The following is a 16,235-nucleotide window of genomic DNA, read 5'->3' on the forward strand; positions in this document are numbered from 1 at the left end:
CGCGTGTGAGCAAAATGATGAAATTCCAACCGAAAAAGACCGCACTGGCAAGCGCCTTTGCCGCTTTTGCCCTGAGCTTCAGCCTTTCAGCGCCCGTTCTGGCAGGGGTCGACCAAATTGTTGTTGAAGATGCCTGGTCTCGCGCGTCGATCGGAACCAACCGTCCGGGTGCGGCCTATATGACGATCCGCAACACCGGCGACGAGGCAGTTACTGTGACCGGCATCCGCACAGACATAGCAGAGATGCCGGAAATTCATCAGACCTCGACCAATGAACAAGGGGTCAGCTCCATGGCACCAGCCGGGGATATCGAAATCGCCCCGGGCGCCTCGGTCGCACTGGAGCCCGGCGGGTTGCACGCCATGCTGATGCGGCTCCAACAGCCGATGACCAAAGGCGAGAGCTTTACGTTGACACTGATCTTTGCCGACGGCGAAGAGATGTCGGTCGACGTGCCGATTTATGGAATAGCGGCGCGAGGGCCAGAAAACTGATGCATCGCAGACGTCTGTTTCAGATGGGTGCGGCCGGTATCGGCGTGCTGGGTCTTACGCTTGTTGCGGGCTGGTGGCAGGTGGACGGTCCCGGGGCACCCGACCCTGATCCGTTGCGGCCGCTTTCCTTGTCGGCCATGGATTTCCGCATGACCGACCATGAAGGCAATGCAGTACGTCCTCAGGCACTTACCGGCCGCGCAAGCATGGTGTTTTTCGGATTTACCTATTGCCCTGACGTCTGCCCGACCACGCTGTCTGATATCTCGGACTGGCTAGACGGGATGGGGGAAGATGCCGAGCGACTGAACGTCGTGTTCATCACCGTCGATCCTGAGCGCGACACCGTCGAAGCCATGGCTGACTACGTCAGTTATTTCCACCCGGCCATTCGCGGATGGGTCGGTCAACCTGAACAAATCGTCAAAGCCGCCGCAGACTTCCGGGCGACATACGAGAAGGTCCCGACAGATGATGGTGATTACACGATGAATCACACTGCCAGTGTTTTCCTGTTCGACGCTGACGGCAAATTCGCCAGCACCATCGATTACCATGAGAAAAGGGATTTCGCGGTCCCCAAAATTCGCCGCGCAATGAAAAGAGGAACGAAAGAAACGTCATGAAAGCAAAACATTTGGCAGCTGCTGCCGGTGGTGTTGCATTGGCAGTCGCTGCAGTCTTCTCTTTTACTCCAAAAGACCCTGCGATGCGGGCTCCTGCGGCAGCAAGTTTTCAGCCCCCGGAATACCCCGAGCTACCGCAACTCGATGAGACGTCCACAAGTGACGTGTCAGCCAGCCGTCTCGAGTCCTGGCCAGATATGAAACCACCTGTTGTCCCCGCATTGGTAACGGTTGACGACCCCTTGCCAGTCATTGATCCACCTTTGAAAACCTGGTCACGCGAGATTGAGTCTGGTGAAACCCTTGACGCAGTTCTCGCCGAGGCCGGACTCGATGCGGCTGACCGCGCCGAGATCGCACTGGCGCTGGGAGCAGAATTTGACTTGCGTCGTCTGCGCCCAGGACATTCGATCGCGCTTACCCGAACGCCCGATGGCCGCCCGCTGCGCATAGCACTTGCGGTTGATGACGGTGTCCGCGTCGAGGCAGTCTTTGGCCAATCTCTGGCCACACGGGTTGTGACCCCTGAGCCTGACACCGTAATGATCGCCGGAAAGACGATCATCGAAAGTTCGATTGCAGCAGCACTGGATGACGCAAACCTGCCCGCGCGATTTGCGGTGGATCTGGCACAGATGCTGAGCGGTACGGTCGATTTCAGGCGCGAGCTCAGCGGCGGCGAAACGCTGCGCCTGCTCTGGCGCGAAAACCGTATGGATGACCAGAGGATCGGCCAGCCGGACCTTGCTTTTGCGGCGCTGGAGATGGGTGAAACGCTCTACGAAGTGGTCTGGCCGGATGACAGCAGCGGACGCGCCACAATCTATGTCGATGGCCAGTTGCTTCGTGTGTTTGCCCAACCTGTCGAAGGTGCACGTCTGAGCTCGGTGTTTGGTCGGCGCAAACACCCGATCTACGGCAACGTGCGGATGCATACCGGCGTCGATTTCGCCGCCGCGCGGGGCACCCCTGTGCATGCTACAGCGCCTGGTCGGGTATCCTATGTCGGGTGGCGCGGGGGATATGGCCGTGTGGTGGAAATCGCGCACGGGTCGGACACCGTCACACGCTATACCCATCTCAGCGCGATCACCGGTGACCTGTCAAAAGGTCAACGCATACAGGCTGGTGAAGTAATCGGGCGCGTAGGATCATCTGGCACGGCGACCGGGCCCAACATGCATTATGAGGTGCTGGTCGATGGACGACCAACCGATCCGCTTACAGATGATCGTCTCGCTAAAATCACAAATGACAAATCAGCGGACACTGCCGCGCAGGAACGGCTGAGTATGGCACGCGCCCAGCTTGAAGAGCACCTTTCCGAACGGATTACGGGCAGGCTCTGATCCACTCGACGTCCCGCTCAGCAACACACTTCAGGTAGCAGATCTTGCTATGCGTTGCTGACGGCCCCGATCTCAATTCAGAACGCGAAAACAGAGGATTAGATATGATGGCAATCGCAGGCGCCTTGGGTGGTGCATTCTGGGGTGGCTTACTGGCCAAACGGAGAAACGGAAACCGGTTTGACATACTTCAATACGCAACAGGATACGGTATCGCATTTGGCCTGCTTACCTTTTTGGCTTCGCTGGCCATTTTGCGTCTGGTTTCCTAACGCAGCTCTTGCCCCTGCGACGGGATGGAGCGCCCCATCAGGAAACCGTGTCGACGTGTAGTGGCCTGTGCGGCTCACGTCGATGACAATATCTGGTGAAGACCAGATTTTGAATTGTCGTGGGAGTTCACGCCCCCATCATGCAATAATGTCGATGGGCGTTCCGTCAGGCACCATTGCGTAGATCTCTTCGATCTGGCGGTCGGTGACCGCGATGCACCCGGCTGTCCAGTCTCGCTTATCCATCGGATCAATGCCTCGTCGCGGGCCGCCATGAATGAAGATGTCACCTCCCGGCGACTTGCCCTGCGCCTCAGCAAAAGCGCGGTCTGCTTCATTCGGGTATGAAATACCAATGGACAAATGGAACAGACTGTCCGGATTTCGCCGGTCAATGACATAAGCGCCTTCGGGTGTTCGCCCGTCGCCCTCGAACTGCTTGTGTCCACTTGGCGCGAAGCCAAGGTCGACCGGATAGGTGCGCAACACTCCCTCCGCTCCATCCAGAACCAGCAATCTCTCCGACTTGTACAGGCGCAGCCGTGTGACTTTTGGCCCTGTATAAGAGCGGAACTTGTTCGCGCATCCCGACAGGAATGCCGTCACACCACCCAAAAGGAAAAGTCGTCTCGGAAGTTTGCCAACCATCACTGCTCTATGCCTCTTTTTAGAGGTCTCCTATGTGGATTTGATACCACGAGGTCAGAACCCGATCAACGTTCATGCGCCACAGTGCTCTTCGCCAGAGGTTCGCTAACCCTGTGTCCTCCACGCGGCCCAGCCTTGTCTTCGTCTGCCCTCAGCAGGCGCAGCGCATTGGCCACAACCAGCAGCGAAACACCGACATCTGCCGCGATGGCACCCCACATTGAAGCCATGCCTACACTCGTGAGGCCCACGAACACTGCCTTCGTCGCAAGCGAGAAACCGATGTTCTGACGGATGATCGACATGGTCCGGCGCGAATGTCCGATGAGCCACGGCACCTTGCCGATATCATCTGTCATCAGCGCAATATCCGCTGTTTCGATCGCTGCATCCGAGCCGACGGCCCCCATGGCGATGGCATAGTGCGACCGCGCCATGGCCGGCGCGTCGTTTACGCCGTCGCCGATCATGGCCACCATCTCATGACGCGTGGCCAGTTCCTCAATTGCCGTCACCTTGTCTTCAGGCAACAGTTCGGCGCGCACTTCGTCAATGCCGACCTCGGCGGCCACAGCCCGCGCTGTGCGCTCGTTGTCGCCTGTCAGCATGACAATCGTTTTCACGCCCTGCGCGTGCAGCTTTGCCACGATTTGTTTGGCGTCAGGCCGAATACGATCACGCACTTCCAGAACACCCATGACCCCGGTTTCGCCACCGACAACCACCAGTGTACTGCCCGCGCCTTCGATCTGGTTGCGCAGACCGGTCGGGATGTCATCGCCAAATCCCTTTTCGATGGCAAAACGATCCGAGCCCAGCCAGATTGAGCGGCCCTCGGCACGGCCTTCCAGACCCCGGCCCGGTATTGTACGGGTATCTTCCGCAGCGGAAATCACGATGCCCTCGGCCTCGGCCCGTGTCAGGATGGCACGCGCCAGCGGGTGCGAAGATCGCACCTCAAGGCTGGCCGCGCTGGCCAGCAGATCCTGAACGGACGCGCCGCCGAGGGGATGAACAAGCGCCACTTCAGGCTCGCCCATGGTGATTGTTCCGGTCTTGTCCATGGCCAGTGCCGTAGTCCTGCCGGGGGCCTCGATATAGGCACCGCCTTTGATCAGCACTCCGGCCCGCGCCGATGCAGTCAGTGCCGCGACGATGGAAACCGGCGTCGAGATCACCAGCGCGCAGGGGCAGGCGATAACCAGCAGGACCAGCGCGTTATAGATCCAGAAACCCCAGGGTGCACCAAAAGCAAGCGGCGGAGCCAGAGCGATGACAACCGCGATGATCATCACGATCGGCGTATAGATACGGGCGAATTTGGTCACCCATTGTTCCACCGGCGCGCGCCGGGCATGGGCATCGCCGACCATGCGGATGATCTTAGCCAGAACAGTGTCCGACGCCGTCTTTGAGGCACGTACTGTAAGGGTGCCTTCGCCATTGATGGTACCGGCATAGACCTCGTCGCCTTGTTCCTTGGGCACAAGGGCGCTTTCACCGGTGATCGGCGCCTGATCGACGGCGCCAGCACCGTCAATGACCTCACCATCCAACGGAATGCGGTCGCCCCCGCGCACGATGAAACTGTCGCCGACAATCACCTCGGCCGCCGGAACCACCTCCTCCCGACCATCCGGTCGCACCACCAGAGCCGTTGGTGGTGCAAGATCAAGCAGCGCCGAGACGGCATTGCGCGCGCGCCCGACGCTCCAGCTTTCCAGATAGAGAGAGAGTGAAAAGAAGAAGGCAACCGTTGCGGCCTCGAAAAACTCTCCCAGACCGATCGCGCCGCAGACGGCAACAACCATCAGCAAGTTCATGTCAGGCGAAAGCCGCCGCGCTGAGGACCAGGCCTTGGGGGCCACCAGCCAGACGCCAAACAGGATTGCAACGGCGAACAACGCCGCCTCCGGCAAGGGCATCTGCACGTCGCCATGTCCTGAAAACAACCCGAGCGCACCACCCATTCCGGTTTCGACCAGATGCCACAGGAAACCCGCGGCCCAGAAACCACCGCTGAGCATTGTGAAACGTCGCTGCCGCGCGATATGCGCCGCCTGATCTTCGGCGGCATTCTCATCGTTCCAGGGCTTGGCACTCATCCCGGTGCTGGCGACCAACTGCTCGATCTCGTCATCAGAGATTCTTGCTGCAGTTTCAAGTAACGTCATCCGCCCGTTGATCACATCGAACGCGATATGGTCTGTTCCACCGACCTTCGGTCCGACGACCCGGTTCAGGATCGCTACCTCTTCGGCGCAGTCGAGACCCGAGACCTGAAAGCTCCGACCATTGACCTGAGCTGGCCCGGACGGCGCTACAGCTGCGTCGGCTTCGCCGCCACAGCAATGGTGGCCTTGAATGGCATCATGATCACGATTGTGATTGTGGCTATGGCTGTCGGACGGCATGAAAATACCTCAAGATTTTCCGTGATCAGAAACAGATAATTCCTACAGCAACTAGAGCTTCAAGACCAAAATGTCGGTAATTTTCAAATTATGTGCTGTCTCGTAGAACATGCCGACGCCATTGCGGCTTGCGGGTCATCAACACCGGTGCGACCTTTCCGGCAACGATTCGAAATATTGATCGGAAAAAGCTACATGCAGAACAAAAAGATTTTAGCAGTCGTTGCAGCGCTGTCCGTCACCGCCGGTTGCACCTCACAGTTTGATGCGGAAAACCAGATTGGAAACTTGCCGGATTCCGTTGTGGCGCTTGCTGCTCCGGGGCAGGACCTGGCGACTGCGCGCCTCGTTCCACAAGACAATTGTTATTGGTATGCCCATAGCGGGCCGGTCGAGACGACCCTGGTACCGTTGCGCGCCAAAAATGGCGGCCCGATCTGTGTCGCACGTGAGGCGTGACAATCGGGCGGTCGCCAATTCACTTTCGGTGGCCATTACGTTTGCGCGGTAACGCTGTCCTCGGCTGAGTATAGATATGCGGTCGAGCCGACTTTGACGGTTGGATAAAGATCGTTGATATGCGCCATGATCATGCGGACGCAGCCGGAGCTTGCGCGTCCACCAATGCTTCTTGGTTGCGGCGTGCCATGGATCCTCAGATAGGTATCGCGGTTGCCAACGAATAGATAAAGCGCCCGGGACCCGAGCGCATTGGTCGGCCCGGGTTCCATCCCATTCCTGAATTCCGCGTATTCCGGATTGCGCTCGATCATGGACGCTGTTGGGGTCCAATGCGGCCATTCAACCTTGCGCCGGATCGTATAGGTTCCCGGCTCGTATAGATTTCCGCGCGCTATGGCGACGCCATAGCGCATCGCCGTGCCGCCTTCCTCGATATGATAGAGATACCGCGCCACCGCATCGACATGAATATCACCCGGCACCAGGCCATCATTCGCAGTGACCCGCCGCGGCAGAAAACGTTCGTGCACACCCCAAGGGTTTGTTGTGGCAGAATCATATCCAGGCGGTGTGACTTGAGCGTCCCAGGCGGACTTTTGCGAACCCGTTGGCCAAGTCTTAGCCAACAGCGGGCTGGATACCGACGCTGAAAACAGCGCGGTGGTTGTTTGTATGAAATGGCGTCTCGTCAGCATGGTCCAGGTCCAAATCTTCAATCATGTTCTGCTGGCGCAACAATCCAGCAATCAAAGGATGACCATAATGCCTCTAGCAGCTAGAGCTTCAAGTGGTTTTTATTTTGTGCAGATTGACCATTGACCTCTGTGTCTTACTTCTCACCGGCATGGGTCATTAAGTGTTGCCCTACGATGCATGAATAGCTGGTATTTCCACGGTCAGGCTGCTGGTAGTTATAAGCCTCTGCAGAAGGTACTGTGCTACGAACACTCGCAGCGAAAATCTGACACTTCTTCAATGTGCTTGATCCGAACCACGGCTGCGGCGCGAATGTAGGTCTGGCCCGGATTGGCGAACGGCAAGAGCCGCCCGCCAACGTGGTTCAGATGTCAATCTGCTCAGCGATACTCAGCGCATCTTCAAGTTCGACGCCGAGGTATCTGACAGTGCTGTCAACTTTTGTGTGTCCGAGCAGCAGTTGAACCGCTCTGAGATTTCCGGTTTTCCGGTATATCTCCGCTGCTTTGGTTCGGCGCAGCGAGTGGGTTCCGTATCCGCTGGGTTCCAGCCCAATCGCGGCCACCCAATCCCGAACAAGCCGGCCATATTGGCGGGTTGAGATATGTGGGCGGTCGTGAAACCGACTTGGAAACATGAAGCGGCAACTAATCATTTCCGGCGACCTGATCCACGCGATAATCGTATCCCGCGTGTTTTCAGAGAGCTCGAACTGAACCGGTCGCTTTGTCTTGCTCTGGATCACGGACACCCTTTCGCGAACGCGGTCATCCCTAACCAAGTCGGCGACAGCGAGCTTGACCAAATCACATCCGCGAAGCTTGCTATCAATCGCCACGTTGAATAGCGCAAGATCGCGCAGGTTGCTCCTCAGTTCGAGTCGCGCCCGGATAGCCCAGACCTGTTTAGGCAACAGTGGCCTCTTCTGCCCGATTATCCGGCCCTTGTTCCAAGCACTTCGTTTCGGGGTGACAGCGGGAAGTTGGATTCTTGGCATATTGTGCCCTCCAATCCTCCCGCCAGACCCAGACATCAGCACCGCGCTGACCATCGAAGTCTACTACTTGTCGGAATGCGGGTGTCAGAATGCGCACCCTTTGAGTGTCGCTGCGTCTGCATCGGGCGGCACTGAGCTCAAAGTTTCATTAGGCGGTACGCAGTATTGAGAGCAAGGGGCAAGAGACATTCCCGCTGTCACAGTTTGCTGTGAGTTCGTTCAGCGCCGCTTCCAATCGCTTCAGCTCGTTTATCTTTTCACGCACATTGAAGATATGAAGCTCAGCCAGCTCTTTTACGGATCGGCAATCCTCTCCGTCGCCTTCGGACAGGCTGAGAAGCGTCTTTGTATCGGCTAGTGGAAAGCCCAAATCACGGCATTTTTTTAGGAAACGAAGCCTTCCAACATCGTGCGCGGAGTACATCCGCCGGTTATTCGGTGCCCGTTCTGGTTTGGGCACGATCCCTTCGCGTTCATAGTAGCGGATCGTTTCAATGCCGACACCGCTTTGTCGGGACGCTTCCCCAATCGCAAACATGTGAGATTTCCCGTCTTGATCCTGTAGCGACTACAGAAGTTATACGAGAGGCTGACACTTCGACAACTCCAACTAGTCAAGGGAATGAAATGCAGAAGTACCTTAGCGTTAGTTATCTGGGATCACTGTCAGCACTTGGCGTTGCGACTTGCTGTGTATTGCCCATGACAATGATGTTGCTGGGACTAGGAGGCAGTTGGCTGGCCATTTTCGGAAAGATCGCGGCGGCAAGCTACTACGTATTGGCGATTTCGACGGCGCTTGTCGCTATATCGTGGCTTGTATCTTATCAGCGCGGTTCCCTACCAAAGTTGAAATGGTGGCTTTCGGGGACGACCGCAATCACCGCGTTAGCTTGGATCGGCGTCATTAACGAGGCCCGGATCAACGACTACCTGATAATGCAGATGTGAAACAATGACAGAGCAAACTGTAGTGCTTGAAAGCACCCTGACGTGCCCGAAATGCGGTCACAGCGAAACCGAAATAATGCCGACGGATGCTTGCCAGTGGTTCTATGAATGCAAGTCTTGCTCAGCGGTCTTGAAGCCGTTGGAAGGGGATTGTTGTGTCTACTGCTCCTATGCCACGGTGCCTTGCCCGCCGATCCAGAATGGCGATAGTTGTTGCGGATGACAAAGTCCGCGGTGTCCGAGCAATGCTCATTGCCTAACGAAATCTCGCTGCGTCCGGCACGAATGGCCGCTTGTTACGCCGCATTGTCGAGCTCATGATGACGCACACGCGACAAAATCTGTGCTGCGAGCGCGCGCAGCGAGAATTTCGAATTCACAGATCGGGCTCGTCAGGCTCCTTCGCCGCGATTTGCACCAAGGGTCGGTCTGGGATGGATCGACTTTCGCCGCGCGTCCCATGAACTGGTAAGGTGAGGACAGAGCCGTCGCCCGAAGTCGTCAGCAATAAGTCCGCTTTGAGGTCAACTCGCCTGCTCACGATCAAATTGCATTCTAAATTGTCTGACTTCATCCATCTGTTCATGTGACCAGAAGACGAGCGGCTTTAATATCTCGAGTAAGCTGCGGCCCAAAGGCGTCAATTCATAAGATACAGCTACTGGAGGTCCGGGATCGACGGTGCGGGTTAGGTAGCCGTCGCGCTGCAGTCCACGCAGGTTTTCGGTTAGCACACTTTGTGTGACGTCTCCGATGCAGCGCTTGAGGTCACCAAAGCGTTTCGGCTCATCCTCCAGCGCGAGGACGATGATCATCCGCCATTTGCCCGTCACGTTGGAAAGCACAGAACGGATGGAGCAGTTGGAGGCTTCTGCTTTGTTTGCAACACCTATTGGTAGCATCTCAGTCTCTGGTATTGTTTCACAACTGCATGACACAGTAACGCCGCATCAGTTCCTACGCAACTCCCTGACTGCTATGGGAGTAGTGTTGAGCGTACTAAGTCAGTTCAAAGTACGTAATTGCAATATGGTATGGTTTTGCTACTACATATCGAGAGGATATGAATCAAAGGATAAATCCATGTCTCCCAAGGAACTTGTAATCGCACTCTTTACAGCAGCCTTTGCCGATCACGACCCGGAAGCTGCGCGGCAGCTCGTTACCCCGGATTATATCCAGCATAACCCACAAATCCCAACCGGAGCTGAGGGTTTGGTTGGCCTGATACCTTTGGTCGAGCAATCCGGAATGACTGGCACCACCCATCGCGTCATCACCGAAGGCGATATGGTCGTATTGCACAGCACTTTTGAAAATGCTGATGCGTTTGGCGCAACTACCCTTGCCGCATTCGACATATTCCGGGTGGAGGATGGCAAAGTCGCCGAGCATTGGGACAATTTGCAGCCGGTTCCGGAAACAACGGTGTCTGGCCGAGGTATGACCGGTGGGCCAACCGAAATCACCAATCTCGACAAAACCGAGGAAAACAAAGCATTGGTTCTCGGATTTGTGCGCGATGTCTTGGGTGGTGCCGCACCAGAGAAGGCCCCTATGTATTCCGAGGTCTACATGCAGCACAATCCAATGCTTGCTGATGGGATAGATGGGCTGATGGAGGGCACCAAGGCCTGGGCTGAGCAGGGCAATGTCATTACTAAATTCGAGCCTCAGATTGTAGTAGCGGAAGGCAACTTTGTCTTTGTCGCCTCGGATGCCACCGTCAGCGAAAAACCTTGGGCTTTCTTCGACCTATGGCGCGTCGAGGATGGCAAGATAGTCGAACACTGGGACGTTGTTTCACCCACCCCCGCGGAAATGGTGCACGGGAACGGCAAGTTCTAATATCCGGAGAGAAATGGCGGGTCGCAATTTGCGGGCCCGCCAATCAAAAAACGGACCTTCGATTGGAACGTTGTAGCAAGCACTGTGTGCCGAGATGGCCGTTCTCGGCTATTCCCATCAGTACCGGGTGGCAGCCCAAAGCTGTCGTTCGTAACCGGCTAAATTGAAAGTAAGTCCAGAAAGTCTTTCCCACGTTCGAATGTCCACCAACTCGCAATTGCGCCGCAGCCGATTGCAATCGAAACTCTGAGCGTAAACTCAGGAGTTGGACCAAATTTTGAAATCGCGTTTAGAAGCGGCCACGTTACCAGAACGATTGCGACCTGACCAACTTCCACGCCGAAGTTGAATGCCAATAGGCTCTGCCAAATATTGGGCGACGTCACTTGCAGAATTTCATGCAGCACGAAACTAAAGCCCAGGCCGTGAAGTAGCCCCATCAGGACGGTCACCACGAAAACTTTTCTGTTGGCGCTTGGTCCCGATCTGTCTCGTCTGACCGCCAGAACAGCCGCGTAGATGATTGAGAGCGCAATCCCTGTTTCTACTAAAGGGACAAACCATGCGCCGGATGGAACATAGCCGAAGAAGCCAAGCGAAAGTGTTACGCTGTGACCAACGGTAAAACCGGTGACACGCCAGAGTAGCGCGCGCAGTTCAGGGGCGCCGATGACAAGGCAAACTACAAACAGTACATGGTCGATGCCTTCGAGAATGTGGCGCACGCCCTCCCAAATGAACGACACGATACCTGCGAAACTGGACCTTGAAACCTCGACCGGGTCTTCCATCAGGCCCCGCGTTCGAAAGACCAGTGGGTCGCTGGAGCCGTAGTCGAGGATGAGGTTCGCGGTCATTTCCTGGTCTGGCAATCCGGGGTTCAGAGCGTTTGACAGCGCATAGGTAGACGGGGTGGTTTTCAGGTCATACCGTACGGTGACATCGACGATGACATCGCCAACAAATACAGGCAGATCGAGCGACAGAGTTGATCCCTCAAACACCGCTTTTTGGGCCTCGTTCAGAGTAGCAAATCCCGGTTCTTCGCCCACCCGATGGATTGCCACAGACTCCACGTTTCCTGCTACGCGCTGACCTTGCACTTCGACAATTGTTCCGGCCTCAGCGATTCGACCGAGCCCGAGCGGGTCAGCATCCAGTTGAGCGGTGTCGGCAAAATGCACGACATTGCCGTCCTCAAGGGCATTTGTCGTAAACGGAGCAGCGGATGGAAGGCCATCTGTTCCAATTGCTCCCGTTTTGTCCGCGACAAGGTAAGGCATCGGCAGTCGAAGATGGATACGCAATCCGTCGTCGGTGTGTTCAATGTGGAATACCCGAACGTTCAGGTTCAGTAAAAAATGCGCGTGGCTCGCAACCGCAAACACTATCACGCAGGTCGTGGCAAGAACCAACAAAGCTCTGCTTATCTGCTTAGACATCCGGTGCGCGCGCCTCCAGCACAGTGATTGCTCCAAGTTTCCAGTTGCCTTGCTCAGGTCGGAACTCGACCCTTGCGCGGTATTCCACTCTGCGACGGTGATCATGGCCCCAATGGCCTGCGCGCGCGTCGACCCGCCATTGCGCAACGCCTTCAAACGCACCGTATCTATTCAATCCGCCGTCTACGATGATGACATCCGTGACCTCTGCGATCTGCGCGAGACCCCCACCGGGCACCCGGATCGCCAAGCTTGCTTCCAGTTCTGTAGATACCTCAACAAGGTCAACATTCAGAACGATTGGAGCCAGGGCCTCACTACGTTTTTCTGGCGACACTTCGAGGGCTGCAACATAGACGTTGGCAATGAGCCGTGAAAAAGCATCCGTCGCGATGTGATCCGCAGGGTGATCAGAAGTCGGGCTTAAAAATGAGACGGATCGGGAATTCCAGAATACCAAGCCGATAAGAAGGCAGCCGATTGACAGCACGGATAACCCAACCTGCTGGCGCTTCTGGGATATTAGTATGGCGATCAGGCCGATCACAATCGAAAGGCTGACAGCGAACAACGCCAAAAGCGGTACAAACACGATATCCCGAGCCTTCACCGAAGATACCTCAGGCTCGACATATCGTTTCAGGTGGTTTTCCCACGTGATCTTGGCACTCTCCGGCGTCGCCCAATCCAGGAATGGACCAGCAACATCTGTCAGCGTCACAGGAACCTTGCGGATAGTATCGTCGAACATGTCCCAGGTGACAGACGCCTTTTTTGGCAAAGCTGAAATAGGATAAGACAATATCACGCCGATGAACGTCGTATCTGCGTTAAGCATTAAGGGATCCTCAACAACCTGAAACCCGCGTTCCCCGAGCGTCAGGAATGAACCGCGTACGTGGGAAGGCATTACCTGTTCTCCCTCGATGGCGACCGGGTTTTTGGTTGCGAATTTTTTCAGAGCATCCGCAAGAATCTGTGACTGTAACGCAGGATCCAGTTTGAATCCGGTTATTAGGCTTTGATCTATCCAAGGCGCAAGATCACGAGACCGGATTAGGATTTCGTGGCGAAGCTCGCGCGGAGCGACATACAGATATGATGTGGTTCCGTTCTGTGCTGAGCGGTTGAGGTTTGCGTTGACGAATGCGGTGAACCAGGGGTCCGACCAGTTGATTGTAAGTCGCGATTCTTTGTTGAGAAAGCTGAACCGCGTGACCGGAACTTCGCGATCAAAGACCATGAAGCCAATCGATGCGGAAGGACCAGTATCATCGTTTGTCGGAGGGCGGATGATCAGCGTCTCGGGTTTCCGACCGTCAAAGTCAAAGAACGCTTCTATATAGATAATGTCAGGATTTTCTGGTGGTGCTGGAAATACGCCACCGGAGATTGGGTCCGTCATACCGGCGAGAGGTGAGGCACGATCAACTCTCTCACGTCGTTCGGCGGTTACGAATTTAATCGGCAATTGAGTACCGTCAGAGCGGATGACCGACAGATCTTCAAGAACAGTTTTGTGCGCAACTGGGAATGGTTGTAAATCTGGCAACTTTCCTATTGGAAATGACCCTGCGAAAACTGCCAGGTCTTGAGGATAAACCTCCAGTTCAAGGCGAATGCCTTCATCGTCGATGTGGAATACAGCGATGTTGTTTGCGACTTCAGCCCCGCTAAACGGAGTCACATCGCCCCTAGCGGCAGTCGTCAAAACGGAAACCACACATATCGTCAAAAGGCATCTGATCTGTAAACACAGTTTGGACATTAGCCGTACAAACGCTGTCACGCCCTCCTTCAAATTACTTCGGGAACACGAGTGTCGCTGACAGCCGAGTTCCCCAACCATCAGGACCGGTTTCAGGCGACGTCAGGTAGTAGCGTGCGCCAGCCTGCAGGGACACGCGTTGTTCCCCAATCTTGACCAGCTTTGAAATCATGAGGTTCACAGGGGCGGTCCACTCATCCGTGTTCCAGTCATAGGTAGATTCAGAATTTACCGTGTATGTCCAGGCATCCTGGGTGGTGTGCGCCAGGAAGGGCTGGACATAAGTCGAGTTGATTTTGTCACTTTCGAAGGACCAGATGTGGTTGGCAAGCCCTCCAACGGTCCAAGGCCCCTCCTGAACCAGAATGACGCCGGTTATACCGCCACCCCATTCTCCCACGCCAAGTTCGCGGTCACTCGATGTCGGTAAATAGAAGATCGGTCCGACCCCCCAAGTGAATGACGATTTGGTCGGACTAAACCATAGGCTTACCGTCGAATCTCCGAACCCCTGGTTCTTTCCGGACATGCCGGAAACATCGTTTTGCCATTTGTAGGGAATGATGGTCCGGGTGATCAGGTTCAAATCATCACTGAGCGAAAACGGTATCACAGGCTGAATGTTCAGAGTTGTTTGATCGCCCTCAGCACTTCCGTAACCGGTATCGTAGTTAAATTGGAACGGAACCGAGATCAACGATGCCAATGGGTTCGACAATTGCTTGGCCAAGTCGGAGTCTTCTGCAGCCATCGCAGCGTTCGAGAGTAAGGCGAGCAGGACAACTGAAACCATCGCTTGCAGTCGGGGCGAACAAGACATCAGAGGGTTGGTAGGGTTTCGCATCACATCACTCTTTCCTCGGAACATTGATCCTAAGTCGCTTGGGGTGAAATTGTCTGACACTGCCAGCCACTGAGCAGAGAAAATTCGATCCGCTGTCATTGCATTACAACAAGCGCATCCATTCAGATTTTCGGGCTGCCTTGCAGACACCTATTGGCGATCAGACAGCAGGTGCGCCCTGAGAGGACGCACCATTCGCAGCTGAATTAATTGTCGTCAGGCATTGGTGGCGGAGTGTAACCTTCCCACTTACCAGCAGTCACTTTGTCCGATGGCTCTTTTTCCTTGGAACGAGGCGCGTTGATATATTCGTCGCTGACTGCCGGGGGTAAGGCATAATCATCAACACTGGCCTCTCGGACAACGATCTGGTCCTTTGTGACATTGATCACCTGAAGATCGCGCGCAAGCGTCAATGGCCCGTCATATGTCGACCGAACACCTTCCAAAATCGCCTGGTAGTTTTCCGGGGAAAGAACCGAATGGTACCCCAATGCCATACGAGGCTTGACAGCAGACATAACTTTGCCGAAAGCCGCCGGTTCGGTATGGACGCGGGTGGCCACATAAGTTGCCTGTTTCATGTCCCAGCCAAAATAAGGGGCCAGGGCATCTGGCGGGAGGAAAGCTTCGTGAGAGGCAAGGTCTGCGTCTTTGGCATATTCGACATACCATTTGTTCGGGTATGTGTCCCCGCCGAAAACGTACTTTAACCCATTCCATTCAAGGGAATAACTGACTGAGCCATCGAGGCTGTGGATCGCCGGCCAGGAACGAATGGTAACGTCGTTTTCTTGGTAAACGATCTCGTTCTCCTGCATGTAGTCGAACTCTGTGACTTCAAGCTTCGCTCCCTCGTCTGGCAATGCCCCGGTTCTGGTCGCAAGGTCCCAGGCATAGGCTTTGGACATACCGTCTACATAGGCCTTGGTGCCCAGTTCCTCCTCCGATCCGGACGGGCCGAAAATTCGAAGCGGGGTGTAGCGGCCCGAAAGCCAACCGCCAACGTGAAGTCCCATGAAATCGCCAACATGGTCTACATGCAGATGGCTGAAAAAGACTTTGTCGACCTTGGAAAAGTCCGGGCGCAGCGAAAACAGGTTCCCTGTAGATCCCGTACCGACGTCGAAAAGAAAGATATCCCCGTTGCCCAATTCGACTAAAAACGAAATGGAAACGGCCGCTTTTGTTTGGTTTGGCATTCCTGTGCCCAACGCGGTGATCCGCATCTCGTTCTCGCCGAGAATTTCAGTGTTGGGAAAATAGGACGCCGGATAGGTTCCGTCTTCGATTGCAGTAGCGGTACGGCCCGTAGGCAGCATGTTTTGCGCCAATGCAGTTCCGCTGACTGCCAATCCCAACGCTAAAATCGCACTTGTCGTGGAAATGAGTAATCTGTTCATAGTTCCCCCTCCCTTATG

18 protein-coding genes are annotated in these 16,235 nt (G+C 55.4%); 8 read left to right on the top strand and 10 right to left on the bottom strand.

The features are described 5' to 3' along the window. The first annotated feature begins 14 nt into the window (after positions 1-14). The 4 genes from ACR0JB_RS17490 to ACR0JB_RS17505 all read left to right on the top strand — a co-directional run bounded on the left by ACR0JB_RS17490 (position 15) and on the right by ACR0JB_RS17505 (position 2,744). Positions 15-497 carry a copper chaperone PCu(A)C gene (locus ACR0JB_RS17490; protein ID WP_480790131.1) on the top strand — a complete coding sequence of 161 codons (483 nt, stop codon included), beginning with the start codon at positions 15-17 and terminating at the stop codon, positions 495-497. Further along, on the top strand, positions 497-1,123 hold the full coding sequence (locus ACR0JB_RS17495) for an SCO family protein (RefSeq protein ID WP_480790132.1): 627 nt from the start codon (positions 497-499) through the stop codon (positions 1,121-1,123). The genes ACR0JB_RS17490 and ACR0JB_RS17495 overlap by 1 nt, the downstream gene beginning before the upstream one ends. Beyond that, positions 1,120-2,472 carry a peptidoglycan DD-metalloendopeptidase family protein gene (locus tag ACR0JB_RS17500; protein WP_480790133.1) on the top strand — a complete coding sequence of 451 codons (1,353 nt, stop codon included), beginning with the start codon at positions 1,120-1,122 and terminating at the stop codon, positions 2,470-2,472. Before ACR0JB_RS17495 ends, ACR0JB_RS17500 begins: the two co-directional genes overlap by 4 nt. A 104-nt stretch (positions 2,473-2,576) precedes the next feature. Further along, entirely contained in the window at positions 2,577-2,744 is a 168-nt protein-coding gene (locus ACR0JB_RS17505; protein ID WP_480790134.1) for a hypothetical protein, read from the top strand. A gap of 138 nt (positions 2,745-2,882) precedes the next feature. On the opposite strand, the gene ACR0JB_RS17510 is transcribed toward ACR0JB_RS17505, so the two are convergent. After that, the gene (locus tag ACR0JB_RS17510; protein ID WP_480790135.1) at positions 2,883-3,392 is read right to left on the bottom strand and encodes a L,D-transpeptidase family protein; all 510 of its coding nucleotides are present in this window, start codon (positions 3,390-3,392) and stop codon (positions 2,883-2,885) included. 65 nt (positions 3,393-3,457) lie between these two features. Beyond that, the gene (locus tag ACR0JB_RS17515; RefSeq protein WP_480790136.1) at positions 3,458-5,806 is read right to left on the bottom strand and encodes a heavy metal translocating P-type ATPase; all 2,349 of its coding nucleotides are present in this window, start codon (positions 5,804-5,806) and stop codon (positions 3,458-3,460) included. Between the two features lie 195 nt (positions 5,807-6,001). On the opposite strand from ACR0JB_RS17515, the gene ACR0JB_RS17520 reads away from it, so the two are divergent. Continuing rightward, positions 6,002-6,265 carry a hypothetical protein gene (locus ACR0JB_RS17520; RefSeq protein WP_480790137.1) on the top strand — a complete coding sequence of 88 codons (264 nt, stop codon included), beginning with the start codon at positions 6,002-6,004 and terminating at the stop codon, positions 6,263-6,265. Between the two features lie 35 nt (positions 6,266-6,300). On the opposite strand, the gene ACR0JB_RS17525 is transcribed toward ACR0JB_RS17520, so the two are convergent. The 3 genes from ACR0JB_RS17525 to ACR0JB_RS17535 all read right to left on the bottom strand — a co-directional run bounded on the left by ACR0JB_RS17525 (position 6,301) and on the right by ACR0JB_RS17535 (position 8,499). Beyond that, on the bottom strand, positions 6,301-6,963 hold the full coding sequence (locus ACR0JB_RS17525) for a L,D-transpeptidase (protein WP_480790160.1): 663 nt from the start codon (positions 6,961-6,963) through the stop codon (positions 6,301-6,303). Positions 6,964-7,328: 365 nt separating this feature from the next. After that, positions 7,329-7,961 (bottom strand): tyrosine-type recombinase/integrase, encoded by a 633-nt coding sequence (locus ACR0JB_RS17530; protein ID WP_480790138.1) that lies wholly within the window; start codon positions 7,959-7,961, stop codon positions 7,329-7,331. 148 nt (positions 7,962-8,109) lie between these two features. Continuing rightward, positions 8,110-8,499, bottom strand: coding sequence for a MerR family transcriptional regulator (locus ACR0JB_RS17535; RefSeq protein ID WP_480790139.1), 390 nt, complete (start codon positions 8,497-8,499; stop codon positions 8,110-8,112). 89 nt (positions 8,500-8,588) lie between these two features. On the opposite strand from ACR0JB_RS17535, the gene ACR0JB_RS17540 reads away from it, so the two are divergent. After that, positions 8,589-8,912, top strand: coding sequence for a hypothetical protein (locus tag ACR0JB_RS17540; protein ID WP_480790140.1), 324 nt, complete (start codon positions 8,589-8,591; stop codon positions 8,910-8,912). A gap of 4 nt (positions 8,913-8,916) precedes the next feature. Beyond that, entirely contained in the window at positions 8,917-9,135 is a 219-nt protein-coding gene (locus ACR0JB_RS17545; protein ID WP_480790141.1) for a GDCCVxC domain-containing (seleno)protein, read from the top strand. Positions 9,136-9,436: 301 nt separating this feature from the next. Here ACR0JB_RS17545 and ACR0JB_RS17550 read toward each other — a convergent pair whose 3' ends face one another. Further along, on the bottom strand, positions 9,437-9,727 hold the full coding sequence (locus ACR0JB_RS17550; RefSeq protein WP_254437428.1) for a winged helix-turn-helix transcriptional regulator: 291 nt from the start codon (positions 9,725-9,727) through the stop codon (positions 9,437-9,439). Here ACR0JB_RS17550 and ACR0JB_RS17555 point away from each other — a divergent pair. Next, positions 9,720-10,760: a nuclear transport factor 2 family protein gene (locus ACR0JB_RS17555; RefSeq protein ID WP_254443033.1), complete on the top strand. Its 1,041-nt coding sequence runs from the start codon at positions 9,720-9,722 to the stop codon at positions 10,758-10,760. The genes ACR0JB_RS17550 and ACR0JB_RS17555 overlap by 8 nt on opposite strands. Before the next feature lie 158 nt (positions 10,761-10,918). Here ACR0JB_RS17555 and ACR0JB_RS17560 read toward each other — a convergent pair whose 3' ends face one another. The 4 genes from ACR0JB_RS17560 to gntH form a co-directional block, all read right to left on the bottom strand. Next, positions 10,919-12,175 (bottom strand): HupE/UreJ family protein, encoded by a 1,257-nt coding sequence (locus ACR0JB_RS17560; RefSeq protein WP_170425515.1) that lies wholly within the window; start codon positions 12,173-12,175, stop codon positions 10,919-10,921. 19 nt (positions 12,176-12,194) lie between these two features. Beyond that, entirely contained in the window at positions 12,195-13,913 is a 1,719-nt protein-coding gene (locus ACR0JB_RS17565) for a hypothetical protein (RefSeq protein ID WP_170397460.1), read from the bottom strand. Between the two features lie 91 nt (positions 13,914-14,004). After that, positions 14,005-14,913 (bottom strand): transporter, encoded by a 909-nt coding sequence (locus ACR0JB_RS17570; protein ID WP_480785850.1) that lies wholly within the window; start codon positions 14,911-14,913, stop codon positions 14,005-14,007. A 107-nt stretch (positions 14,914-15,020) separates the two neighbouring features. Continuing rightward, the gene (gene gntH / locus ACR0JB_RS17575) at positions 15,021-16,148 is read right to left on the bottom strand and encodes a guanitoxin biosynthesis MBL fold metallo-hydrolase GntH (protein ID WP_170507076.1); all 1,128 of its coding nucleotides are present in this window, start codon (positions 16,146-16,148) and stop codon (positions 15,021-15,023) included. Between the last annotated feature and the right edge of the window lie 87 nt (positions 16,149-16,235).

The sequence above is a fragment of the Ruegeria sp. BI7 genome (assembly GCF_056537925.1).